25 protein-coding genes are annotated in these 24,642 nt (G+C 38.5%); 24 read left to right on the top strand and 1 reads right to left on the bottom strand.

The window, feature by feature from the left end; all coding sequences use genetic code 11:
* Positions 1-23: 23 nt before the first annotated feature.
* The 13 genes from I2F89_RS06595 to I2F89_RS15620 all read left to right on the top strand — a co-directional run bounded on the left by I2F89_RS06595 (position 24) and on the right by I2F89_RS15620 (position 11,822).
* Positions 24-1,043: a helix-turn-helix domain-containing protein gene (locus I2F89_RS06595; RefSeq protein ID WP_115357504.1), complete on the top strand. Its 1,020-nt coding sequence runs from the start codon at positions 24-26 to the stop codon at positions 1,041-1,043.
* Positions 1,030-2,421 carry a RecQ family ATP-dependent DNA helicase gene (locus I2F89_RS06590; protein ID WP_065096586.1) on the top strand — a complete coding sequence of 464 codons (1,392 nt, stop codon included), beginning with the start codon at positions 1,030-1,032 and terminating at the stop codon, positions 2,419-2,421. Before I2F89_RS06595 ends, I2F89_RS06590 begins: the two co-directional genes overlap by 14 nt.
* An 84-nt stretch (positions 2,422-2,505) precedes the next feature.
* The gene (locus I2F89_RS06585) at positions 2,506-3,141 is read left to right on the top strand and encodes an SAG1386/EF1546 family surface-associated protein (protein ID WP_034688017.1); all 636 of its coding nucleotides are present in this window, start codon (positions 2,506-2,508) and stop codon (positions 3,139-3,141) included.
* Between the two features lie 126 nt (positions 3,142-3,267).
* Complete coding sequence (cmk, locus tag I2F89_RS06580) at positions 3,268-3,948, top strand: (d)CMP kinase (protein ID WP_195513861.1); 681 nt, start codon at positions 3,268-3,270, stop codon at positions 3,946-3,948.
* A 133-nt stretch (positions 3,949-4,081) separates the two neighbouring features.
* A complete protein-coding gene (gene rpsA / locus I2F89_RS06575) occupies positions 4,082-5,308 on the top strand; it encodes a 30S ribosomal protein S1 (protein ID WP_115357506.1) in 1,227 nt (408 codons plus the stop codon).
* A 212-nt stretch (positions 5,309-5,520) separates the two neighbouring features.
* Entirely contained in the window at positions 5,521-6,831 is a 1,311-nt protein-coding gene (der, locus tag I2F89_RS06570; RefSeq protein ID WP_010735768.1) for a ribosome biogenesis GTPase Der, read from the top strand.
* Positions 6,832-7,077: 246 nt separating this feature from the next.
* Entirely contained in the window at positions 7,078-7,353 is a 276-nt protein-coding gene (locus tag I2F89_RS06565) for an HU family DNA-binding protein (RefSeq protein ID WP_002290178.1), read from the top strand.
* Between the two features lie 244 nt (positions 7,354-7,597).
* A complete protein-coding gene (locus I2F89_RS06560; RefSeq protein ID WP_142433583.1) occupies positions 7,598-8,644 on the top strand; it encodes a hypothetical protein in 1,047 nt (348 codons plus the stop codon).
* The gene (locus tag I2F89_RS06555; protein ID WP_086334503.1) at positions 8,645-9,904 is read left to right on the top strand and encodes a tetratricopeptide repeat protein; all 1,260 of its coding nucleotides are present in this window, start codon (positions 8,645-8,647) and stop codon (positions 9,902-9,904) included.
* A gap of 5 nt (positions 9,905-9,909) precedes the next feature.
* Positions 9,910-10,470, top strand: coding sequence for a YpiB family protein (locus tag I2F89_RS06550; protein ID WP_108145494.1), 561 nt, complete (start codon positions 9,910-9,912; stop codon positions 10,468-10,470).
* Between the two features lie 517 nt (positions 10,471-10,987).
* On the top strand, positions 10,988-11,350 hold the full coding sequence (locus I2F89_RS06545; RefSeq protein WP_115357507.1) for a GNAT family N-acetyltransferase: 363 nt from the start codon (positions 10,988-10,990) through the stop codon (positions 11,348-11,350).
* A gap of 83 nt (positions 11,351-11,433) precedes the next feature.
* The gene (locus I2F89_RS06540; protein WP_115357508.1) at positions 11,434-11,697 is read left to right on the top strand and encodes a hypothetical protein; all 264 of its coding nucleotides are present in this window, start codon (positions 11,434-11,436) and stop codon (positions 11,695-11,697) included.
* On the top strand, positions 11,697-11,822 hold the full coding sequence (locus tag I2F89_RS15620; protein ID WP_258866313.1) for a hypothetical protein: 126 nt from the start codon (positions 11,697-11,699) through the stop codon (positions 11,820-11,822). The genes I2F89_RS06540 and I2F89_RS15620 overlap by 1 nt, the downstream gene beginning before the upstream one ends.
* Positions 11,823-12,116: 294 nt before the next feature.
* Here I2F89_RS15620 and I2F89_RS06530 read toward each other — a convergent pair whose 3' ends face one another.
* Positions 12,117-12,998 carry a YitT family protein gene (locus tag I2F89_RS06530; protein WP_115357510.1) on the bottom strand — a complete coding sequence of 294 codons (882 nt, stop codon included), beginning with the start codon at positions 12,996-12,998 and terminating at the stop codon, positions 12,117-12,119.
* Positions 12,999-13,245: 247 nt separating this feature from the next.
* On the opposite strand from I2F89_RS06530, the gene I2F89_RS06525 reads away from it, so the two are divergent.
* From I2F89_RS06525 to I2F89_RS06475, 11 genes are all read left to right on the top strand, one after another.
* On the top strand, positions 13,246-13,584 hold the full coding sequence (locus I2F89_RS06525) for a nucleotide pyrophosphohydrolase (protein ID WP_010735763.1): 339 nt from the start codon (positions 13,246-13,248) through the stop codon (positions 13,582-13,584).
* 19 nt (positions 13,585-13,603) lie between these two features.
* Entirely contained in the window at positions 13,604-14,809 is a 1,206-nt protein-coding gene (locus I2F89_RS06520) for a CCA tRNA nucleotidyltransferase (protein ID WP_195513859.1), read from the top strand.
* 265 nt (positions 14,810-15,074) lie between these two features.
* Positions 15,075-15,530, top strand: coding sequence for a hypothetical protein (locus I2F89_RS06515; RefSeq protein WP_010735761.1), 456 nt, complete (start codon positions 15,075-15,077; stop codon positions 15,528-15,530).
* A 229-nt stretch (positions 15,531-15,759) separates the two neighbouring features.
* Positions 15,760-16,035: a hypothetical protein gene (locus tag I2F89_RS06510; RefSeq protein ID WP_071866377.1), complete on the top strand. Its 276-nt coding sequence runs from the start codon at positions 15,760-15,762 to the stop codon at positions 16,033-16,035.
* Between the two features lie 12 nt (positions 16,036-16,047).
* On the top strand, positions 16,048-18,144 hold the full coding sequence (locus I2F89_RS06505; RefSeq protein WP_195513857.1) for a cation:proton antiporter: 2,097 nt from the start codon (positions 16,048-16,050) through the stop codon (positions 18,142-18,144).
* A gap of 222 nt (positions 18,145-18,366) precedes the next feature.
* A complete protein-coding gene (locus I2F89_RS06500; protein ID WP_074801157.1) occupies positions 18,367-20,253 on the top strand; it encodes an ABC-F family ATP-binding cassette domain-containing protein in 1,887 nt (628 codons plus the stop codon).
* 10 nt (positions 20,254-20,263) lie between these two features.
* Positions 20,264-21,211, top strand: a complete 948-nt coding sequence (locus I2F89_RS06495; RefSeq protein WP_074801154.1) for a thymidylate synthase — start codon at positions 20,264-20,266, stop codon at positions 21,209-21,211.
* Between the two features lie 14 nt (positions 21,212-21,225).
* The gene (locus I2F89_RS06490; RefSeq protein WP_074801151.1) at positions 21,226-21,738 is read left to right on the top strand and encodes a dihydrofolate reductase; all 513 of its coding nucleotides are present in this window, start codon (positions 21,226-21,228) and stop codon (positions 21,736-21,738) included.
* A gap of 265 nt (positions 21,739-22,003) precedes the next feature.
* Complete coding sequence (locus I2F89_RS06485) at positions 22,004-22,846, top strand: DegV family protein (protein ID WP_071866381.1); 843 nt, start codon at positions 22,004-22,006, stop codon at positions 22,844-22,846.
* A gap of 244 nt (positions 22,847-23,090) precedes the next feature.
* Positions 23,091-23,987: an SGNH/GDSL hydrolase family protein gene (locus I2F89_RS06480; protein WP_074801148.1), complete on the top strand. Its 897-nt coding sequence runs from the start codon at positions 23,091-23,093 to the stop codon at positions 23,985-23,987.
* Entirely contained in the window at positions 23,980-24,636 is a 657-nt protein-coding gene (locus tag I2F89_RS06475; RefSeq protein WP_071866383.1) for a YpmS family protein, read from the top strand. The genes I2F89_RS06480 and I2F89_RS06475 overlap by 8 nt, the downstream gene beginning before the upstream one ends.
* The last annotated feature ends 6 nt before the right edge of the window (positions 24,637-24,642 follow it).

Here is a 24,642-nt window from a genome sequence, read left to right as displayed (position 1 = left end):
CATCCTAACATAAGGGGATTACTATGACTGAGTTTATTTTATCTTTATTTTCTTCAAGTGACAAGTTACGAGCAAGCTCACTCTATCAATTATTAAGTGGCAAGCGTACATCCTCGGTACTACTTTTTGGCTTTTTTCAGCGACTATTAGTTGTGCATGGTTGTTTTCCTTCACTTGAACAAGCAACGTTTGATACGCAGATTCAACAGATGATAGATGAGGGATTATTAAAGTGGGAAGACCAAGAGTTGCAACTGACGAAAAAAGGGGAAATGCGAAGAAAAAAAGAATCCCTCACCGGACTACACTATGATAAGTATGGACGTACAGCTACTACTAGTTGGCGTTTGCTGAAATTCTCTGTACAAGTCGTCTCTCACTTATCCGCCAATGAAACAGCTTATTTACCAGTAGAGACGGGGCCTTTTTATGCGTACCAAGTGAAGAGATGGTTGAAAGAAGCAACGTGTACCAAAACGGAGCTGGTCGCTCAAGTATCAAAGGAACTTTCTACTATTTTTACTCTGATGCCAGACGAACAGGCGAACTTCTTAGCAAACCAATTTTCTGGTAAAAAGCAAACAGGCTTACTCGCGTACCAGCTGACCACTCTTGAAGATGGCGTAGCACAGCAACTATTCCAAGATCAATGTATCCATCGCTTATTAGCGATTATCGAACAGCATTCAGATTTCTTGTTATACGATTTGCTGGCACCGTTGCTAAGACAAAATTATAATCAAAGCATGTTGACGACAAGAGCAATGATTTTATCTGGAGATTCAGTGGATCAGGTGATGAGCAAGCGAGGGTTGAAGAAAGGGACGATCAATGATCATTTGATCGAGTGGGCCATCTTTTTTGATGATTTTCCTTTTGAACGACTGATCCACTCCGAGACAAGAAAATCTTTAGCTTTGTTGGAGCGACCACTTCTTACACTAAGATATAAAGACCTTGAAGAACAAACGATCGATTACGGAGAATTTCGTTTGGTACAAATCGAGACATTTAAAGGAGGGGATAAAAATGGATTTGCTTGATCCATTGAAACAGTATTTTGGTTTTTCCTCTTTTCGCCAAGGACAGGAAGAGATTATTTCCACCTTATTGAATCAGAAAGATGTTTTAGCGATCCTGCCAACTGGTAATGGCAAAAGTTTATGTTATCAGTTGACTGGCTATTTGCAAGATGGGATGGTCTTGATCGTTTCTCCTTTACTCTCTTTGATGGAAGATCAAGTAGGGCAATTGCAAAAACGAGGAGAGAAAAGGGTGGTTGCCTATAATAGCTTACTTACTAGAAGTGAAAAACAGTATGTGTTAGCTCATTTATCCGAATATAAATTTGTCTTTGTCAGTCCCGAGATGTTGCAGCAACCGGAAGTACTTCATGCGCTGAAGCAACAAAAAATTTCGTTGTACGTAGTTGATGAAGCTCATTGTGTCTCACAGTGGGGCATTGATTTTCGACCGGAGTATCAATCTCTCGGAAGAGTCGCAAAAGAATTAGGATCACCAACTACCTTAGCTTTGACGGCAACAGCCACGCGACCGGTACAAGAAGAGATCGAACACATTCTCTTTCGCACAAAACCTGTCATCGTCAAACATTCAGTTAATCGAGAAAATATCTCATTATTTGTCTTTCATACAGATGAAAAAGACCAGCAATTACGTCAGCTGATGGCACAAGCAGACGGGGCAATGATCATTTATTGTGCGACTAAAAAAGAAGTCGAACGTCTTTATCAACTGTTTCGCAAAGACTATGCTGTGGGGTATTATCATGGAGGGCTAGATGCCTCACAACGTCGCCAACTTCAACAACAATTCAGTCAAAATCAACTGCAATTTTTGATTGCGACGAATGCGTTTGGTATGGGGATCGATAAAGCAGACATTCGGTATGTCATCCATTATGATCTACCAGATAGCTTGGAAAATTATATGCAAGAAATTGGTCGAGCAGGCCGAGATCAGCGACCTAGTAGCGCTGTGTTGCTTTACCGACCAGGAGATGAAGGGATCCATTACTTTTTCCAACAATTGTCTAAAGAACAACGCCAGATTTTCGAAGAACATCTGTCAACTGGGCAAACAGAGGCGCCTCAGTTCGATGAGATCCAGCAAAAATGGCTGATGGTAGTAAATGAAATACAAAGTCCTGATACATGGCTTCTGCAATTAAAAAAACAAGAACAAGTGAAAATCAAGCAACTACAACAGATGCTTGCTTATATCCATGAAACGACCTGTAGACGAGAACGTCTGATGGACTATTTCGATGAAACTCTCAAAGAGAAGCCTAAAGACTGCTGTGACCGAGATGGCGCATCATTATTTCTAACTGAAACAGGGCAAATAAGTCCAACCGTAGAAGTAAAAGACTGGCAAACGATTTTACTAAATTTATTTTAAAAAAATGGTGCGAGGTATTTTTTTCGTACAATCAAGATTATCCTATGGTATAATAACTAGGAAAGAATTTAGGAGGTCAATAAGGTGAGTAGAAAAGATAGACATCAATCATCAGAAAATAACGAAACACAAGAACCATGGGAACAACCAATTTACGATACAGAGGATGAAGCATCTTCAAGAAGTACGCAAAGACAGCAAAAGAAAGGGAACACCCTGTTCTTATCACTATTTTTGATTTTATTAGTTTTATGTATTGCGATTCCAGCCGGAGCTTACTTCTGGATCAGAAACGGATCAAGTAACAGTGCTACCGCTGCATCTTCTTCCTCTACGACTTCATCGATCGTAGAAAGTTCGACTGTAGAATCAACTGTAGAATCGACGACAGTTTCTAGTGAACCAACTTCTGATACACAATCAGTTGCTGGAGAAACAACACCAACAAGTGCTGTGACACCAGAAACAACACCATCTTCAACAGTAACAGAGCCAGAACAAACAACACCAAGCAGTGTGGCTCCACAAGAAACAACACCTACTTCAACACCAGAGGCAGGCGCAGGTGTTTCAGGTTCAACCACAGTCGTTCAAGCGGGTGAAGGTCCTAGACAAGTAGCAGAACGCGCAGGCATTACAGTCGATCAATTGTTCCAATTGAACGGAATCGATCCAAACAACTACATGTTATATCCAGGACAAGAACTTAGAGTCCAATAAATGGAGTGAAAAAGATAATACTGAAGAGTTGTTTTTCCTCAGAGTATCTTCATAAAATGTAATTAAATAAGGAGCAGTGGCTTGAGCCACAGCCCCTTTTTTTTGAGAAAAGGGAGTTTATGAAAAATGACACGAATTAGTATCGCAATTGATGGTCCTGCCTCTTCAGGCAAAAGTACGGTAGCTAAAATCATCGCAAATGAATTGAACTACATTTATACAGATACGGGCGCGATGTATCGTGCAGTCACTTACTTGGCAATCAAACATCACATTGCTTTTTCAGATGAAACAGAGTTAGTCGATTTGATCAATAAAAACCCTATTTCATTTGAGCAAATGGCAGATGGACAACATGTCTTTGTAGCTGGGCAAGACGTTACTTCAGATATTCGACAAACAGACGTTACACGAGCGGTCTCTGAAGTAGCTGCGCATTCAAAAGTACGCGAAGCTCTTGTTGCGATCCAGAAAAAAATCGGTGAAGATGGGGGTGTCGTCATGGATGGGCGAGATATCGGTACCGCTGTTTTACCAAAAGCCGAAGTGAAGATTTTCTTGGTAGCCAGCGTATCTGAACGGGCACAAAGACGACACAAAGAAAACCTTGAGAAAAATATTCCGACAGACTTAGAAGAATTGACAAAAGAAATACAAGCACGTGATGAATATGACTCTACTAGAAAAGTTTCACCCCTGAAGCAAGCAGAAGATGCGATACGGATCGATACAACCGGTAAAACGATTCAAGAAGTTGTCCAAGCGATTAAAGAAGTGATTCAACAAAAAGGATATTTTCTTGACTAAATAGAAAAAAAGCGAAGAATCCGACCATTTTAATGGAAAACAAACGAAATCGCTTTATTTTTTTCAAATAATCAATTAAACTATAGGCAGTACCGTAGTTAACGGCAGAATGTTGGTTAGGAGGACAAGTGTTATGACAGAATTTGAACAAAATCAGACAGACCAATCTATGGAAGATGCAATGAATAGCGTTCAAGAAGTGAGCGTTGGCGATGTCGTCAAAGGAGAAGTTTTAGTCATTGAAGACAAACAAGCCATCGTTGGAATCGAAGGAACGGGTGTTGAAGGCGTAGTTCCTGCAAAAGAATTATCTACTTTACCGGTTGAAGATATCAACGAAGTGGTAAAGGTTGGCGATACGTTAGATCTAGTCGTGATCAGCACGATTGGTAAAGACAAAGAAAACGGAAGTTACCTTTTATCAAAACGACGCTTAGATGCGAAAAAAGTTTGGGAGGATATCGAAAAAGATTTCCAAGCTGGAAACATCATCGAAGCACCAGTGACAAATGTAGTTAAAGGTGGTTTAGTTGTCGATGTCGGTGTTCGTGGATTTGTTCCGGCATCAATGGTAGAAGATCATTTTGTCGCTGATTTTTCTGAATACAAAGGAAAAACGATGACATTCAAAATCGTTGAAATCGAACCATCAGAAAATCGCTTGATCCTTTCACACAAAGCAGTCGTTGAAACAGAAAAAGAAGCACAGAAAAAAGAATTACTATCAACTATCCAAGAAAATGACGTGATCGAAGGACGCGTGGCTCGTATCACAGATTTTGGTGCATTTGTTGATTTAGGCGGCATCGATGGATTAGTACACGTTTCTGAGATTTCTCACGGACATGTTGCTAAACCGAGTGATGTTTTAGCTGTTGGTGATGAAGTGAAAGTCAAAGTTCTTTCAATCAATCCAGAACAAGGACGTATCTCATTATCGATCAAAGACACATTGCCTGGACCTTGGACAGATATCGAAACAAAAGCTCCAGTAGGCGCTGTACTTGAAGGTAAAGTGAAACGATTAACTAGCTTTGGTGCCTTTGTTGAAGTATTCCCAACAGTGGAAGGGCTTGTCCACATCTCACAAATCTCACATAAACACATCGCGACACCACATGAAGTGTTGCATGAGGGCGATGATGTCCAAGTGAAAGTTTTAGAAGTCAATCCAGAAGAGCACCGGATTGCATTAAGTATCAAAGCATTAGAAGAAAAACCTGCTTCTGATAAAGAACCAAAAGAAGTTGAGTCTTATGAGTTACCTGAAGAAAACACAGGATTTACAATGGGTGACATCTTAGGCGAAGCCTTAAAAGGGGAAGTAGAAGAAACAGCAACAGATGATTCTGAAAAATAAATGAATGATCGTTCCCGAAGCGCGAATTTACAGCATCAAGGGAAGTTGTACATGTGTAAAACAAGTGGTCTGGGGATTACGTCCCAGACCATTTTCTTTTGTAATAGGTAGTGATCCAGAAAAATACTTGAATGTTCACCGATCTAAGCTTGAAAGTTCGCGAAGTATTCGGTACACTAAGTGAGATTGGAAACATGTGAGGAGGAAAAAATATGGCAAATCCAACAATTGCAATCGTTGGTCGCCCAAACGTCGGTAAGTCGACGATTTTTAACCGTATCGCTGGTGAGCGTATTTCGATTGTCGAAGATACTCCAGGAGTTACTCGTGATCGTATTTATGCTAAAGGGGAATGGTTAGGTCGTGATTTCAGTATTATTGATACTGGTGGGATCGACTTAGGCGATGAACCATTTATGGATCAAATCAAGCACCAAGCAGAAATCGCAATCGATGAAGCAGATGTAATCGTCTGTGTCGTCAGTGGCCGTGAAGGCATCACTGATGCAGATGAAGTCGTAGCAAAAATTTTATATCGTAGCAATAAACCGGTGATCTTAGCCGTTAATAAAGTCGACAATCCTGAAATGAGAAATGATATCTATGAATTTTATGCACTAGGTCTAGGTGATCCCTACCCTGTATCTGGAAGTCATGGATTAGGGATCGGCGACATCTTAGATGAAGCAGTGAAATTTTTTGATGAAGAAGCAGAAGAAGAAGAGGATGATACCATCAAATTCAGTTTGATCGGTCGCCCGAATGTAGGGAAATCTTCCTTGATCAATGCGATCCTAGGTGAAGACCGAGTGATTGTTTCGGACATCGAAGGAACGACGCGTGATGCTATCGATACGCACTTCGTCTCAGAAGACGGTCAAAAATTCATGATGATCGATACAGCTGGTATGAGAAAACGTGGTAAAGTTTATGAAACCACAGAAAAATACAGCGTGATGCGTGCCATGCGTGCGATTGACCGTTCAGACATCGTGTTAATGGTCTTGAACGCAGAAGAAGGCATCCGTGAACAAGATAAACGAGTAGCTGGCTATGCGCATGAAGCTGGCCGTGGTGTGATCATCGTTGTCAATAAATGGGACTTAGTCAAAAAAGAAACGAATACGATGCGTGACTTCGAACAAGAGATCCGTGAAGAATTCCGTTACTTAGACTATGCGCCGATTCTGTTTGTTTCAGCTGTGACCAAACAACGATTAGAACGTTTGCCTGAAATGATCGAAGAAGTGAGTATGAACCAAAACTTACGTGTTTCTTCAGCAGTCTTGAATGATGTGATCATGGATGCCGTAGCAATCAACCCGACACCGACAGATAAAGGTAAACGATTAAAGATTTTCTATGCAACACAAGTCGCAGTCAAACCGCCAACCTTTGTTGTTTTTGTTAATGAAGAAGAATTGATGCATTTCTCTTATGAACGCTTTTTGGAAAATCAAATCAGAAAAGCATTTACGTTTGAAGGAACTTCGATCCGAATTATACCACGTCGAAGAAAATAGGCATTTTACCATAGTAGTCCGTTTTTTTCAAAAAAAATAAGCATATTTTTGTATTACGTTTTTATGACTAAAAAAAGCGGTTAAATAATGCCAAAAACCTTGCTATTAAGCGATTCATATGATATCGTGATAACAGAATATTGAAACTTAATCAATATTTCTTATAAACTTCTGGACCACTCAGAAAGTTTTTAAACTAAAATGATGTTCCTATCATATCTCTTGTTGGAGGAGGTGAATCTATCCATGGCAAATAAAGCAGAATTAATCGAAAAAGTTGCTTCAGCTACAGATTTAACTAAAAAAGACGCAACTGCAGCAGTTGACGCTGTATTTTCAACTATCCAAGATGCTTTAGCTAACGGCGAAAAAGTTCAATTAATCGGTTTTGGTAACTTTGAAGTACGCGAACGCGCGGCTCGTAAAGGACGTAACCCACAAACTGGTGAAGAAATCGAAATCCCAGCTAGCAAAGTACCTGCATTTAAACCAGGTAAAGCATTGAAAGACGCTGTTAAATAAGACAGTTGAAAAAAGCGCTTGTGGCTACGGCTACAGGCGCTTTATTTTTTATATAGATGGATAAAAGTGGCGGAAAGCAGTAGAAAGGCGACAACCAAATAGTTCAGCAACCGAATGGAACTCTTTACATATCAAATAAAAGAATAGAGTCGATCAAAAAAGGCATGGGTCCATATACTAGTTTTTCTTATTCTTTTTTTATTTTACTTACTAATGGTAAAATAAAAGAAAAGGGGAGGGCAACATGGAGTTATCCTATCGCTACCAACAAGAAGAAACAACAATCTTTTATGGGGAAACATTTGTCAGTCAGTTGAAAAATGAATCGATTGATCAAGCGATTCTTTTTTTGACGAACCAACGTTATTATGATCTATACGCTGAGAAAATGACACAGTCATTCACGAACAAGTTAGCGATTGATTGGTATATTTGTGGCAATACACAGTGTAATCAATTGTCTGAATTGCATAGTCTCTTATCCTATGCGAGACGCTATCCCGAAAATCGACCGCTTTTAGTAATAGGTTTTGGCAATGAGGGAATTATGGAGTTGGCGGGCTTCTTTCAAAAACATACGTATCTTCAGACTACACTTTGGTTGATCCCCGTCTCGATCCGCTCCATGGCACGGGCACTGAATCCTCAATGCGAGATATTACACGGGCCTAACGAATCGGCTCTTCAAACGACGAACCTTCCAGAACGAATCATTTATGATCGGACGATCAGTGAAAAGCAAATCGAAGGGAAACAAATCGATTTTTTGATTTTTATCTGTTGCGGGTTAGTCTGTGATCATCCGTTTCTTCAAAATCTTTACAAAAATTATCCGAATCGCGAAAAATTATTCAATCGTCCTTTTGCTGGTATGCTAGAAGAAATCATTTATTTTTATCAAGAAGACGCTGAACAAGTGACAAATTATGGTAAACTATTTGAGCAAGCTTTTTATCTGACTGAAAATAGTCATTTGCTTTCCGCCAGTATGAAAAAATTTTTAGGTATCTTGATGCAACTTATATGGAATTCAGAAATCAAGTCGCTTTCTTTCCAATTGAAGAATTTTTTTATCTGGCTGCAACATCTAGGTTATCCGATTACTTGGCCTGAAGAGATATCAAAAATGGATTATCTAGAAAATGTGCTGGTTTTAGCGGAAAAGAGCAAAAAAATTCTCGTTTTGGAAAAAATTGGTATAATAGATGGATATCAATTGCCAAACGAACAAGAACTATTGAAAACAATGGCGTCCTATGAAAGGATCGTTCAAGAGATTAGAGGGATTTAGATGATGACAAATAGTGAAAAAATGCTACAAGCATTAGCAGACGAAAATTTGACAGAAGCAAATGAATACTTGGCAAAAGCGCTCCAAGAAGATCCGGCTGATGTGTTACAGGAATTAGGAGAAGAATTATTAGCCATCGGTTTTTTAGAAGAAGCAAAGGCAATTTTTGAGCATCTGCTAACTGTATCGCCTGAAAATGATGAATGGAATATTCCGTTGGCAGAAATTGCGATCGAAGACAATGAGATCGATCAGGCATTTGACTATTTAGAAAAAATCCAGCAAGATAGTGAATACTATCCGCAAGCATTATTAGCAATCGCCGACTTGTATCAAGTAATCGGTATTCCTGAAGTAAGTGAAGCAAAATTGAAAGAAGCCGCAACATTATTACCTGAAGAACCATTGATTCAATTTGCATTAGCTGAATTGTATTTTTCAGTTGACCGCTTTAATGAAGCTTCCGCACTTTACGAAATGTTGTTAGCGAATGGTATAGAAGAAATTTCTAGTATTTCCATGCAAGAACGCTTAGGACAATCGTTGAGTATGCAAGGGGATTTTGAAGCAGCAATCCCACCACTGGAAGCTGCTTTAGCCGAAGAGCGGACAGATGATCGTCTGTTCCAATTAGCGTTCACGAATCTACAATTACATGAGAACGAAAAAGCTATCAATTATTTGCAAGAATTACGGGAATTGAATCCACAGTATCAATCTTTATACCTTTATCTAGGTCAGGCCCTTCAAGAAGAAGAGATGATCGAAGAAGCACAACAAGTCTTAGAAGATGGTATCAAAGAGAATCCATTCCAAGTGGAACTTTATCACTTGGCTTCTGAAAATGCCTTTCGTCTACATGACAAAGAAAAAGCAGAGAAGTTACTACTTGATGCCTTGAACGTCGGCGACAAACAAGATGAAACGTTGTTGACGTTGAGTAATCTTTACTTGGATCAAGAACGTTATGAAGACGTTGTTCAAACAGTCAACCAAATGGAAGAAGTTGCTAATCCATATGCAGAATGGAACCTCGCTCATGCCTATAATCAATTAGAAGATTTTGCGGTAGCAGCAGTCCACTATGAACAAGCAGCCCACGAATTAGATCATGAGCCAGATTTCTTGAAAGAATATGCTTTATTCTTACGTGAAGAGGGCCAATTAGCAAAAACACGAGAATTATTGGAACAATATTTAACTTATGAACCAGGGGATATGGAGGTATTGTCGCTATTAGATGATTTAACAGAGAGGTGATGAATATGTTGATTGATGTTAAAGAAAAGAAGAATTTCTTAACTTGGATGGTTAACCATGTCTCTTTCAGTCGTAGAGAAGTATTTTGGATTTTGAACTATCTGGCAAATCATGAAGCAATCTTACACAATGTGCGTTTTGTTGAAGGAGCAAACTTAACAAGACGTGGTTTACAGATCACCGATCTTTCCTATGAAGGTGAGCCGATGAAGCTATTTTTAGATGGAAAGGAATTTACTGACACTGATCAGATCTTCCACGAAATCCGTCTGAATTGGAAAAATCCACTCTATGTCGAATGCCTTTTTGAAAATGCGTGGCAAACGAAAGAATATTTAGCCATCATCGAAGATAACCCGTTAGCCTCATGGGAAGATGCAATCAGCGAAGAATCAACAGAATTAATCGAGCATTATTTCCAAGAAAAAGAGCAAGAAGCAAAGCTGAACATGCTCTATCAACAAATCGATCAAGCATTAGAAGAAGGCAACAAAGATGCGTTCTTAGAACTATCAGATGAAGTGAATCGGATGATCCTTCAAGCGCCACAGAAGAGTAAGAGCTGAGTGTGGGGAAAGCTGGTCATGGAAGAGTAAAATTTTGATAAGTAAGTATCAATAGTGAAAGTATATATATAATAAAGCCTAGGCTTCCTTCCGAGTAATATTCGTAAAGGAAGCCTAGTTTTTATTAAGGTTTTTAGTTCAACGAAACATGAATTTCAATAACAAAATTACTTTGATTGCTTCGCTGATTGCCTTTGGTTGATCCGTATTAACGAAATGTCCCGAGTTCTTTACATATTATAGAATTTTAGAAGGTGCGGTGTTCTGCTATAAATGTATACATATCTGATTTCAGTGATATTTTCGGACAGAAAAACTAAAGGGTGGTTGAACGTTAAGCTAAATAATACATTCAAGGAGAGACTTATACATGAAAAATCAAGAAATTCTATTCAAGCCTTTTACACCAGCAGATTTACCTATTTTTGAAAGTTGGATATAGAAACCGTTTATCTACAAATGGTTTTGTCCCTATGGAGAGTCTGACTAGCGAGAATGGTTAGAGGAATCGGCTGATATTCCGGTAAACACTAAACCAATTAATCATTTCATTATTTATATAAATGATAAAAAAATCGGATTTGCACAATGTATTGATATATCTTCAGTTCCCGGTTATGCGATGGAAGTTTATAGCGATCTAGTTGGAACGCTTGAGCATACTCAAGCATATGAGTTGAGCTATCTACTCGGTGAAGAATATGTATTGGGGAAAGGTCTAGGGAAAACGATTATTCGAATGTTGATTGAAGAAGTAAGAAAAAGAGGTGGCCGTCTAGTAATAGCCGATCCTGGAGAAGAAAATATCCCATCTGTCCGTGTTTTGATTAGTAATGGTTTTACTAAATATAAAGACGGGGATTATCGAAAGGTTCTTTAGGATGCGAGCAGTGATTCCCACGCTTAATTTCTACTATAGTATCTATGATCAAATGACAATATGTTATAAAGGATATGCAAAAAATGGAAATAAAGAAGTACACATCAGAATATCAACAACAATTATTTGACTTATTAAAAACTGAAGGAGAAGAATGGGGTTATTGGTTACCAGAGAATCAACCAAACTTTCTTGAAGCATTAGAAAAATCTATTACATTTCTCGTAATCGAAAATGGACAAGTTGTGGGCTTTATGAGGACACTAAATGATTTTGTGGTCTGGATCGGATCGTCGATTTGCTTATTTATAGAGAGCATCGAGAAAAAGAATATGGCAAACAGTTGATGACCTACTTTTGCGAACAGTTTCCTAGCAAAGAAGTCTATGTTTCAGGAGCGAATGATGCGCATTCTTACTATGCTCAATTAGGTTTTGTACCAGAAGGTATCGTTTATCGTGTCAAGGCTTAAAGCTTTTGCATAAACCAAAGAGTGAAAGGATGGGTAATTAATTATCAAGGTGTATGACATCGATAAGGCTATTGATCAAAGAAGATGTGACAGAAGTACCCAACTACGACAAATAAGCGTGAACCCCCGAAAATTTTGAAGAGCCATTTTCGTTCTTCACGCTTATTTATGAAGATAAGCTTGTGGAGTACTATATATTCGGTTTTAGGAAACACAAAATGACTTATCGCCTAGGCACTTCTAAATGAACTGAGAATATCTCTAAGGAGACGAATGAAACTACTTGATTCAAAATCATTCTATCAGTTTTTTAAACCGATTCGTTTGTGGTTTGAGATACGTAAAGCCTTCTCCTTCTACTTCATGGACATTTAGAATCGAAAGAAAGGCATGTTCGTCAATTTCATGAATGATCCGTTTTACTTCATTTAATTCCCTGGCACTTACTACCATATAGATCATTTTTTTATCGACACCAGAAAAACCACCTTCTCCGTGCAAGAATGTGACACCACGTTGTAAGCCAGTCATCAATAAAGGCGCAATTTCCTCACTTTTATTTGAGACCACAAGAATCCCTTTGGCAGAGTAGCCGCCATCAAGGATAAAATCGATGACACGACTAAATACATAGGAAGCGATTAACGTGTACATCATCCGCTTCAAATCGATATAAGTTAATGAAGCAAGTAAAACTATCACATCAAAAGCTAAAAGGGAACGTCCCATAGAGATTCCATGATTTTTTTCAAGTATCCGAGCGATGATGTCACTTCCTCCTGTAGTACCTCCCATACGATAAACGATCCCGCTGCCGACTCCGGCAATCAGTCCTGCAAGTAATGAGACGATCAGTAAATCATGCTCTAAGTTGATTTGTAAGGGAATCCTTTGCCAAATCCATAAGAAGACAGAAAGCGAGACAGTGCCTAAGACAGTATACGCGAGCGCGCGTTTTCCTAATATTTTTCCGCCTAGTAGGATCAATGGAATATTGATCAATAAAGTAGAATAAGCTGGGTCGATATGAAAAAGAGCACGCAAAATCAGGGTAATACCTGAAACTCCACCCTCAGCTAGCTGGTTTGCGATATTCAAATAGACTAGTCCAAAAGCATAAATACTTGTTCCTAAAATAATAAAAAAAACTTCTTTCATTGTTTTCAATGATGTCATCGAATCCCCACTTTCTACTATTGATATGATTCATTATGCAACAAGCGGTAAATCCTAGATATAAACCTAGGGATTAGGAAACTAGTTATTCATTTTTTATAGTTATAGAATAGACCAAGTTGGCTTGATGCTAAGAATTTATTAAGTATACCTAACATAATGTAGCATGTATTCTTTGTTTTCACAATTGCACTTCTTGCGGTTTTGCTGTAAAGTTTTTTAGGAAGAGATGATTGGAGGGTTCTTAATGAAAGAAGAGCGTTCACTAAAAAGTATGCAAGAAGAGGTCGATGCGTACATCCAACAATTTAAAGTTGGGTATTTTTCGCCATTGGCGCAAATGGCACGTCTGACCGAAGAAGTAGGTGAATTGGCACGAGAGGTCAATCATTCATATGGCGAAAAAAGTAAAAAAGCAACAGAACCTAGTAATTCAGTGGCGGAAGAATTAGGCGATGTTCTATTTGTAACGATGATCATGGCAAACTCGTTAGGAATTGATTTGACGACGGTATTTGAAAAAAATATGGAGAAGTTCAATCGAAGGGACCATCATCGTTTTGCCCGAAAAGATGAGGAACAGTGAGAGGATAGAAGGAGTAAAAATGAGACTAAGTGAATTACCGATCGAATATAAAAAAGCAATTCCAGTAATAAGAAAAATCGAGGCAGCTGGATTTGAGGCGTACTTTGTTGGTGGTAGTGTGCGAGACACGTTACTCGGACAAAAAATTCATGATGTAGATATTGCTACTAGTGCGTTTCCAGAAGAAATCAAGCAATTGTTTCCAAAAACGATCGACATTGGGATCGAACATGGAACGGTTCTCGTCTTGCATGAAGAGGAGCAATATGAGATCACGACATTTCGTACGGAATCGACTTATCAAGATTATCGACGACCCGATAGTGTTTCATTTGTTCGTACACTAGAAGAGGATCTAAAGCGAAGAGATTTTACGATCAACGCTTTTGCTTTGAAAGAAGATGGTGAAATCATCGATTTATTCGACGGCTTGGCTGATTTAGAAAATCACGTCTTACGAGCAGTCGGCCGGCCTTTTGAACGATTTCATGAAGATGCCTTGCGAATGATGCGTGGCCTTCGTTTTGTGAGCCAGTTAGGATTCAAATTGGAAGAAGAAACAGCCAAGGCAATCGAAGACAACCATGCCTTATTGGAGAAAATTTCTATTGAACGAATGAATGTTGAATTTATCAAAATGCTTTTAGGGGATTTTCGTAATCATGGCTTGGTCGCATTTGTTGAAACAAAATGTTACATCTATTGTCCACAATTAAAAGAAGATGGTGAGGCATTACTACGATTTGCCGATTTACCATCTATCCCATTAAAAAAAGAAAGTCAAGCTTGGGCATTGTTGCTCAACCAGCTCGGTCGATCAGAGCAAGAGGTGGCACCTTTCTTAAAAGCATGGAAATGTTCCAACCAAATGATTCGAGAAGTCCAACGTTTGGTCAAAGGATTGGCGAAGCGACAAGAACGACGATTAACACCATTGGAGATTTATCATCTTGGAAAAGACGCATCGTTGGATGTGGAGGAATTAATGATTTACTTCCAACAAACCCCTGACACAACAACTGTGCTAGACATTTATCACGCACTTCCTATCAAGACAATGAGTGAGTTGTCCATTGATGGAAAGGTGTTATTAGCTACGAGTGAGAAAAAACCAGGTAAATGGGTCAGTGAAGCATTAGCACTTGCGGAGTCGGCGGTAGTGAACGGACTGGTACCGAATGAACAAGCTGCGTTATTAACCTATCTGAAAGAGCAACAAGGGTAGTCAATGAAACCGTGGCAATCACTAATTACGTTTGATTGGCGGGCTATTCATATACTGACATGGCTAAAGTAAGGGCATGAGAGTTATCTATAGAAGCGTTTGGCTTTTTTGTAGCATGTTTTTCATGTCCCTCTTCTCTTTTATAGGAGGATTGTTATCAAAAAAGCTGACAGAAAAGCAAACATGAGAGATGACCGCTTTTGTTGTTTTATGCTAAACTAGTAATGAAACAGAATATAATGCGTCAAAAAAGGAGATTTTTTTAATGAGCAAAGAAATGACAGCGCTAAAATTTTATTTCCGTAACGGCGAAACATGGACGATCAATCGTCGTCACATCGGCGACCTTTGGATCAAACAAATCACAACAAGTTTTGGTCGTATCAATGGAAGCGAATTTATCGAGATCCATCCATGTGCCGGTTTTAAAATCGAGATCTTCCATGAAGGAGATTCAGTAGCTACTCATGATATCAATCTAGGTGGTTTGGAAATGGGTATGTTCAATCGTGCTTTGAAATATGAAGATATTGAACGTATGGAAATCTTGTATCGCAATGGTACACCTGATCTAGTATACTTCCCTTACTTGGACAAAGGAACAGAGGGATTAGATAATCAATATCAATCAACAAAAATCAGTGAAAAAACTGGTAACTTATACATTGTGATCAACCCAGAACAACGTGTTGACGATGTTTATGGCGAATATTTCGAATAAGAGCGAATGACGTTTGAAAAATAGCACATGCAAAACTTTTGAATAGGTTTTGCATGTGTTTTTCTTTTGTCTTTATTTTATGATTCCAGTTGATATTTTATAGTGATTGGACTAGAATGAGTTTCTGGGATTGAAACAAACACTTCACTGTAAAAGTAAAAAGGTTTTAGTTGCATTCTTAGAACTTTTTGCTATAATTGGTGCAGTTTGAATATAGGAGATCTTGAAAATGAGAGAGAGTTTTGAAGAACAAAAGAAACGACTGGTTGAACACTATGGTACTTTTTCAATGGAAGATCGTCGTCAAATCTTATGTAAGTTGCGTAAAAGAAATATCTTGATGTATCGTCAATTGGGACGATTGAAACACGAATTGCTCCGTTTAGAATCAAAACGTGTGCAATGTGAGTTAGATGGTCGAGTGACCCAAGCGGAAGTTGTTGAAAACAAAATATTAAAGAAAAAAGAGCAATATTTGAAAGTTCTTGCACAAAATAAAAAATAAAGGGGATCAAGCATGGAATTTGCAGAGTTAGTGATTGTTTTTGCAGTCACGATCACGCTATCCAACATAGCAAGTCGTATCTTGCCGATGATCCCTGCACCACTGATCCAAATATTTCTTGGCGTGATTTTAGGATTGACCGAATGGGGTGAATCCATCAATTTTGAACCTGAATTATTTTTAGTGATGATCATTGCCCCTTTGCTTTTTAGAGAAGGAGAAAAAGCGGATATCGCCTCGATTTTGAAAAATTTCGATACGATATTGTTTCTCGCTTTTGGTGGGGTGATCTTGACTTTGATTGGCGTCGGAGCAACGTTATCGTTTTTGTTACCAAGTGTTCCTTTAGCCGCGTGTTTCGCTTTTGGTGCAGCACTAGGTCCGACAGATGCGGTGGCAGTCAGTTCGCTGTCCAATCGTGTGAACATTCCGAAAAAAGCCATGCATATTTTGGAAGGTGAAGGGTTACTGAATGATGCATCTGGCGTTACAGCCTTCCAATTTGCCTTAGCCGCTTTGATCACTGGAACGTTTTCTGCGGTCAACGCAGGCGTTACATTGATTTTATCAAGTATTGGCGGGGCAGTCGTCGGCTTTTTACTTGTCTGGATGAAAAGAAAAATTATTGGTCTGATTGAGAAAGCGTCGGCACGTGACGTGACAGGCTACTTGTTGATTGAATTGTTGTTGCCTTTCTTAGCATATGTTTTAGCCGAAGTCTTTCATGTTTCAGGAATTATTGCAGCTGTGGTTGCAGGGGTATTACAAGCCTCAGGATTTAAAAAAATCTCAGTCTTTGATGCGGAGTTGTCAACTTTGTCGAATAGTACATGGACAACGATTGCCTTCACATTGAATGCACTGGTATTTATATTTTTAGGAATCGAACTGACACAAGTCTTTACACCTGTTTGGGGTGACGGTTTATATCCGAATAGTTTGTTGCTAATGATTATCTTATTGATTTCGATCATGCTGTTCATCATTCGCTTCGTTTCAATCAGCTTGTTTTATATATTCAAGGGCGGTTTCCAAAGTCTCAAGAAACAACTGAATGAAGTCTTGATCTTAACCTTCGGAGGCGTAAAAGGAACCGTCAGTTTAGCGACTATTTTTATTTTACCATTCACGATCAACCAAATGGCATTCAATCAGCGTTCATTACTCCTGTTTTTGACCGCAGGTGTTATTCTAGTCACGTTGATTATCGGGATCATTGTATTGCCAATGTTGACTGAAACAGAAGAAGCAGCGACAACTGATTTAAAAGCTTTGATGATCTTGGAAGAAGTGATTGAAACACTGCGCTTAGAAAAAGAAGCGGAAGAATCAGGATCAAAAGCTTATTTAGCGATAGAAGCGGTGATTGAGACTTACCAAGAAAGAATCAGTGAGCTCTATTTATCTGATTTGAGTGGCGATGAAAAGCAAGAAGTCCAAGAAATCCAAGCGTTGATTTTATCGATTGAGCGAGATGGCTTGGATGAAAGATATCGTTCTGGGAAGCTGTCTTCTAATGGCTATCGTTTTTATTCAAGATTCCTGGCTAACTTTGAACAGTCTATCACAAGTCAAATTTTATCATTCATTGGTTTTTGGTTCATCGTAGTACGTCGACTGATGCGGATCATTCTCCATCCAAAAATGTTTTGGCAACGACGGCAAAGTGATCGCCAGACCATGATTTCTGAGAAAGATATTCAAGAAATTCGAGAGACGTATCAAAAGAATACTCAGTTGATCATTGAAAGTTTGGAGAATCTAACGGATGTTTATGATGAATCGATGATTGGATTCTTCATTGAACAACGCAAAGCTCAAGGGATTCGGATGATGAGTGGTAATCTGATTTCCTCTTGGATGATCCAGCAAGATCGTTTATTTACGAAAAAAATGCTAAGAGGTTATTATTTAGAAAGAAAAGTCATTGATGAATATGAAGTAGCAGAAGCAATCACGACTTTTTCTGCAAATCAATACAGAAGAAATATCAACCTGTTGGAGTCCTATACAATGAATCAGCCGACAGATCGCTTTTCATTTCGCTTTGCTTTCCAAGCGAAAGCAAAGAAATTTCAATTGAAACAAGACCAAAAGAGGAAGTTGTGACAAAGCACAGCTCCTCTTTTTTTATGGGGTTGTGACAGAAGTCGTTTAACCTTAATAATTAAGTTTATCCTGGAAGTCAGGTTTTTGAATCCTGGATATTCAGTTATATGAAATGAGAGAACACGTTTCTTCAATGCTACCTAAAAAAAAGAATATTCGAAAAAAACTATCTTTTAAACAATTGTTTTATGTTACAATATCCAAGATAAGGGGGGAGTACTGGTGAAAGAGCTAAAAATAACTGACCTCAAAAAAACATATGGAGAAAAAGAATTATTTAATCAGATCTCCTTTTTGATCCATGAACATGATCGCATCGGTTTGATTGGTACTAATGGAACTGGTAAAACAAGTCTTTTGAATATCATTGCTGGACTTGACAGTGGAGATGGTGATCAGCAGACAGTTTTTTATCCGAATGATTACCGTATCGGTTATTTATCACAAACCGATTCATTTTCAGAAAATGATACGGTCTTACAAGCTGTTTTTCAAGGGAATAGTCCATTGATCCAGACTGTACGACTCTATGAGGAAGCCTTGATTGCATTAGCTGAAAATGGCGATGATGAAGCAGTCCAAAAACGCTATGCATTGGCAGAAGAGCGAATGAATAAAGAGGACGCTTGGACGACGGATACAAATGCCAAGATCATTTTGCAAAAATTAGGGATCAGCCAACTAGAAAAGAAAATCGGTGAGCTTTCGGGTGGACAAAAAAAACGTGTGAGCTTAGCACAGGTTTTGATCGATGAACCTGATCTTTTATTACTTGATGAGCCGACAAACCACTTAGATTATGCAGCGATCGAATGGTTGGAATCTTACTTGAAACAATATCGGGGTGCCTTATTGATGGTGACCCATGATCGTTATTTCTTAGATCGTGTCACGAATCGGATCTTTGAACTTGCCTTTGGGAATCTTTATGAATATAAAGGCAATTATGAAGCTTATCTAATTGAAAAAGCCGAGAGAGATCGTGTCGAAGTCGAACAAGAAGAAAAGCGTAAACGCCTGTATAAGCAGGAGCTTTCTTGGATGCGAGCGGGAGTACAAGCTCGTGGGACGAAACAGCAAGCACGTATCAATCGCTTTGAAGATTTAAAAGAAAACGTATATCAAGTCAATCATGATACGGATATCGAACTAAATATCGCGACACAACGTTTAGGTAAAAAAGTGATCGAGATCAAGGATGGCTCGTATTCGATTGAAGGAAAACCTTTGCTCCAACACTTGGATCTATTGATCCAATCAAGAGAGCGTCTAGGAATCACTGGAGAGAACGGTGCTGGAAAGTCAACGTTGTTAAATATCTTAGCAGGGAAATTATCCTTAGATAGTGGCATCTATACGATTGGCGAAACTGTTCGATTAGCTTACTATACACAGGAAAATGAAAAAATGTCTCCGGACAAACGAATGATTGCTTATCTGCAAGAAGCGGCAGAAGAAGTCCAAACGGCGGATGGAACGCAAATCGGTGTCGCCGAACTTTTGGAGCGGTTCTTGTTTCCTAGATTTATGCACGGAACACTGATCCGTAAACTATCTGGTGGGGAAAAGCGTCGTTTATATTTACTCAAATTATTGATCCAGCAACCAAATGTTCTATTGCTGGATGAGCCAACCAATGACTTAGATATCGCTACTTTAACGATCTTGGAAGATTATTTCCGAACCTTCCCTGGAGCGGTGATCACCGTTTCTCATGACCGTTATTTCTTAGATAAGGTAGTTGATAAACTGTTAGTTTTTCTAGGAGATGGCAAACAAGAGCTTTATTATGGCGATATGTCTAGCTATTTAGCCAAACGCAAAGAAGATCAACAGATTCAACCAGAAAAAGTCAAAGTTAAGATAGAAGAAAAAAAATCTGAGCCAAAGAAAAAGCTTTCTTATATGGAACAGAAAGAATGGGCAACAATCGAAGATGAGATTGCGGAACTAGAGAATCGTTTGGATGAATTGCAAGAGGAGATGAACCATCAAGGGGATGATTTCACACGATTGCAAGAATTACAAAAAGAAGTGACCACAACTGAGGAACTGCTGGAAGAAAAAATGTCACGTTGGGAATATTTAAGTGAATGGGCAGATAATTAGGAGGGAAAAGATGGAGCAAGCATATCTTGATCTAGGGAAAAAGTTGTTATCTGAAGGACATGTAAAAGGTGATCGTACGGGAACAGGAACATTTAGTTTATTCGGTTATCAAATGCGATTTGACCTGCAAAAAGGCTTTCCGTTATTGACGACAAAACGTGTACCTTTTGGTTTGATCAAAAGCGAATTATTATGGTTTTTAAAAGGAGATACGAATATCCGTTATCTTTTACAAAATAATAACCATATTTGGGATGAATGGGCATTTGAACGGTATATCAAAAGTGAGGACTATCAAGGACCGGATATGACAGATTTCGGACATCGTAGTTTGACTGATCCAGAATTCAATAAAGTCTATCAAGAAGAAAGCAAGAAATTCTGTGAAAAGATAGTGGCAGATGAAGAATTTGCAGAAAAACATGGAGATCTTGGTCATATTTATGGCTATCAATGGCGTCATTGGGAAACCAAAGAAGGTAGTTTCATCGATCAAATCAAAGAAGTGATCGATGCTATCAAGCAGACACCTGATTCAAGACGACTGATCGTCTCAGCATGGAATCCAGAAGATGTGCCAAGTATGGCTTTACCTCCTTGCCACACGATGTTTCAATTCTATGTAAATGACAATAAACTAAGTTGTCAGCTGTATCAAAGAAGTGCTGACGTGTTTTTAGGTGTCCCATTCAATATTGCTAGCTATGCTTTATTGACACATCTGATTGCACATGAAACTGGATTGGAAGTTGGTGAATTTATCCATACTTTAGGCGATGCGCATCTTTACTCCAATCACGTAGAGCAAATGAAAGAACAATTGTCTCGTGAAGTTCGTCCATTTCCGAAGCTAGTATTGAATACAGAAAAAAACTCTGTGTTTGATTTTGAAATGGATGATATCAAAGTTGAAGGATATGAGCCGCATCCTTCAATAAAGGCACCTATCGCGGTCTAAGAAAGGATGAGAAAATGTTCGCTGCAATCTGGGCACAAGATGAAAATGGCCTGATCGGAAAAGAAGATAGACTTCCTTGGCATTTGCCGAATGATTTGAAATTTTTTAAGCAAATGACTGAAGCGAATGTATTGATCATGGGACGAAAAACATTTATGGGGATGGGCGGTAAGCCACTACCTAATCGTAAAACGATTGTTTTGACAAGAGACCGTGAGTTTACAGCCGAGGGCGTAATAGTGATGCATGATGTCAATGAAGTATTAGCGTATGAAAAAGAAGCAGATGGAATTTTATTTGTTGCTGGAGGGTCAGCAATCTATGAAGAATTTTTACCTTACTGCACGATTTTGTATCGTACGGTGATCCATCATTCTTTCGAAGGAGATACGTATTTTCCTGCTGTAGACTGGCAAGCATGGTCATTGATCAATATCAGTCCGGGAGAAATAGATGAAAAAAATAGTTATGCACATCAGTTTGAGACGTATAAACGTAAAGAAGAACACACAACCGAAGAGATATAATGTCTCGTTGAATCTATAGATTTAAAGCGGAAGAAACCGAAACGGATTTTTTTATCATTTAGGTTTCTTCCGCTTATTTTGTCGTTCCATCAAAAAAAGTAGAGCAGATAAAGAAAACTGAATAGAATCATGTTATCATAACAAACAATTTATTTTAAACTTGTTTATAACTGAATTTGATGAAAAAACAGAAGTTCTTTGGTATACTGAAAGTGGACCTGCCTGAAAAATGCTAGGCACTTTGTGAAAGAAAGAGTGTGAAATAATGACAAACGTAAAAATAGTAACAGATTCTTCTTGTACAATGGAAAAAGCAGTACGAGATCATTTGAATATTCATGTTATGCCATTATCAATTATGATCGATGGCGTTGTATATCCTGATGACGATCAACTAGGCGGAGAGAAATTCATGGAAATGATGGCTAAATCAAAAGCATTACCTAAAACAAGTCAACCGCCGATCGGCGAATTCATTTCAACGTATGATGAATTAGGCCAAGATGGTAGTGAAGTGATTTCCATCCATATGACGAAAGGGTTAAGTGGAACGGTTGAAGCTGCAAGACAAGCAAGCAACCTAACGAAAACAAACGTCACAGTCATTGATAGTGATACGACTGACCAAGGTTTATCTTTCCAAGTGATTCGTGCGGCTGAAATGGCCAAAGAAGGTAAATCAGCAGAAGAGATCCTTGCTGAAATCGAGAAGATCAAAAATAATACAAAACTTTATATCGGTATCTCCACATTGGATAACTTAGTAAAAGGTGGAAGAATCAGTCGTGCAACTGGTTTACTATCAAGTATGTTGAACATTCGTGTGGTGATGAACTTCGCTCACTCAGAGCTGATTCCTGTGACAAAAGGTCGTGGGAAAAAGACTTTCGACAAGTGGTTCGATAGCTTGAAGAAAGAATTGAAGGCTCTACCGAACGTTCGCCAGATCGGTATCTCACATGCAGGTGCGACAGAGCTTGCTCGAGAGTTTGAAGAAGGCTTGAAACAATTGTTTCCCGATATGGACATCCCAGTATTGCATACAAATCCAGTGATTGCTACCCATACAGGGGAAAATGCTTTTGCAATCATGTATTATACCGATTGATGAATGTAAAATAAGAAATAGAAAGACAGATAATGTGAAGACCAATAGACGTGTTCTTTGTGATCTGTCTTTTTATTCGTGCAAGTGCTACTAGCGTAAGGAAGTGAGGAGGAAAAGACATTTTGAGATGCTCCACTTCCTTTAGCAGATGAGAAACAGCCTCTTTCTTTTTTTCAGAAAAGGGCTATTTTTTTAATCGGAATTTTGGTAATATAAGAAACAATCATGGTCTAGAGGTGAAACAATGAAACGAATGAAACAACAGTGGTTGATTGTTTTGATCCCTTTATTCACTGCAGTTTTTCTCTTTGTCGGACTCTCTTTGAGTGTGCCGAAAGCACAGCCTTTGTTAAAACCGGCAGCGTCGGTTACTTCTGAAAGCAATCAAAAAGAAAAGTTACACTATGTAGCAATTGGCGATTCATTAACTGAAGGAGTAGGCGACCAGACGAAACAAGGTGGTTTTGTTCCGTTAGTCGCAAATGACATAAAAGACAGATATGGTTTGACAGCCATTGAAATTGAAAACTACGGTGTAAATGGCGAACGAAGTGATCAAATATTAAAAAGATTGAAAAAAAATGAAGAAATCCAAAAGAATATCGAAACCGCAGACATTATTACATTGACTGTTGGTGGGAATGATTTAATGAAAGTGATCCAAAATAATCTTTTTGGTATCAGTATTCGTTCATTCAATAAACCAATCAAGAATTATCAAGAAAATGTCCAAGCAATCATTGAAGAGATACGAGGGTTAAATAAAGAGGTACCTATCTATATTTTAGGGATCTACAATCCATTTTATTTGAACTTCCCTGAGATCACGGATATGCAAACGATTGTGGATAACTGGAATGAAGGAACACAGCAAGTAGTAAATGAAGCAGAAAATAGCTATTTTATCCCGATCAATGATCTATTGTACCAAGGATTAAATCAAGAGGTCGGAATTACTGAAGCTTCTGATCAGTCAACTTCTAGTGATAGTTCGAACGGGACGAAAAATAATGTGTTATATGAAGAAGATCATTTTCATCCTAATAACTTAGGCTATCAATTGATGGCTAATGCTGTGAGAGATCAATTGATCGAAACGCATGAAAAATGGCTGGTCAAGGAGGGAAACAAGGATGGATAAACGAAGTTCAACAGTTGAAAAAAACAAAAGGCATAACTATTGGAAATACGCCTTTCTGATTTTATTAGGCCTGATCATTGGTTCGACGATTTTCTTAGGTACGCGGATATTCGCCAATCGTGAACCTGATTTGCCAGAAGTACCAGCGATTACAGAAAGACAAGGCGACCCGGTATTGACGATCAATACTCAAAAAGAAAAAGTCAACCAACTGATCAGCTTTTTCTTGACAGATTTCCAAGAAGGACAAGATATCAAGTATAAATTTTATTTAGAAAATGAAGCATTGCTTAATGGTACGTTTGAAGTGTTAGGATTCCCTATCGACTTTTACTTGTATTTTGATCCGTATGTAATGGAAAATGGCAATGTTCAGTTAAAAGCAAAAAGTCTATCGATCGGTACATTGAATCTGCCGATTAGAGATGTGATGAACATGATCAAGCGAAATTACAAACTACCTGAATGGATCGAGATCAATACAGAGGATTTAACGATCATGTTACGATTAGATCAATTCCGTATGCAAAATGGAATGTACATCAAAGCGGACAAAATTGATTTAGTCAACGACGATATTCGCTTTAGTTTGTATTTACCAAAAGATTCCTCGACGACGGAAGAAACGACCGAATCTAGTACTAATTAAGTGATA

This window comes from Enterococcus sp. 1001283B150225_161107_E12 (assembly GCF_015556925.1).
Taxonomy (GTDB): Bacteria; Bacillota; Bacilli; order Lactobacillales; family Enterococcaceae; genus Enterococcus_B; species Enterococcus_B mundtii.
This window is presented reverse-complemented; position numbering and strand designations above follow the sequence as displayed.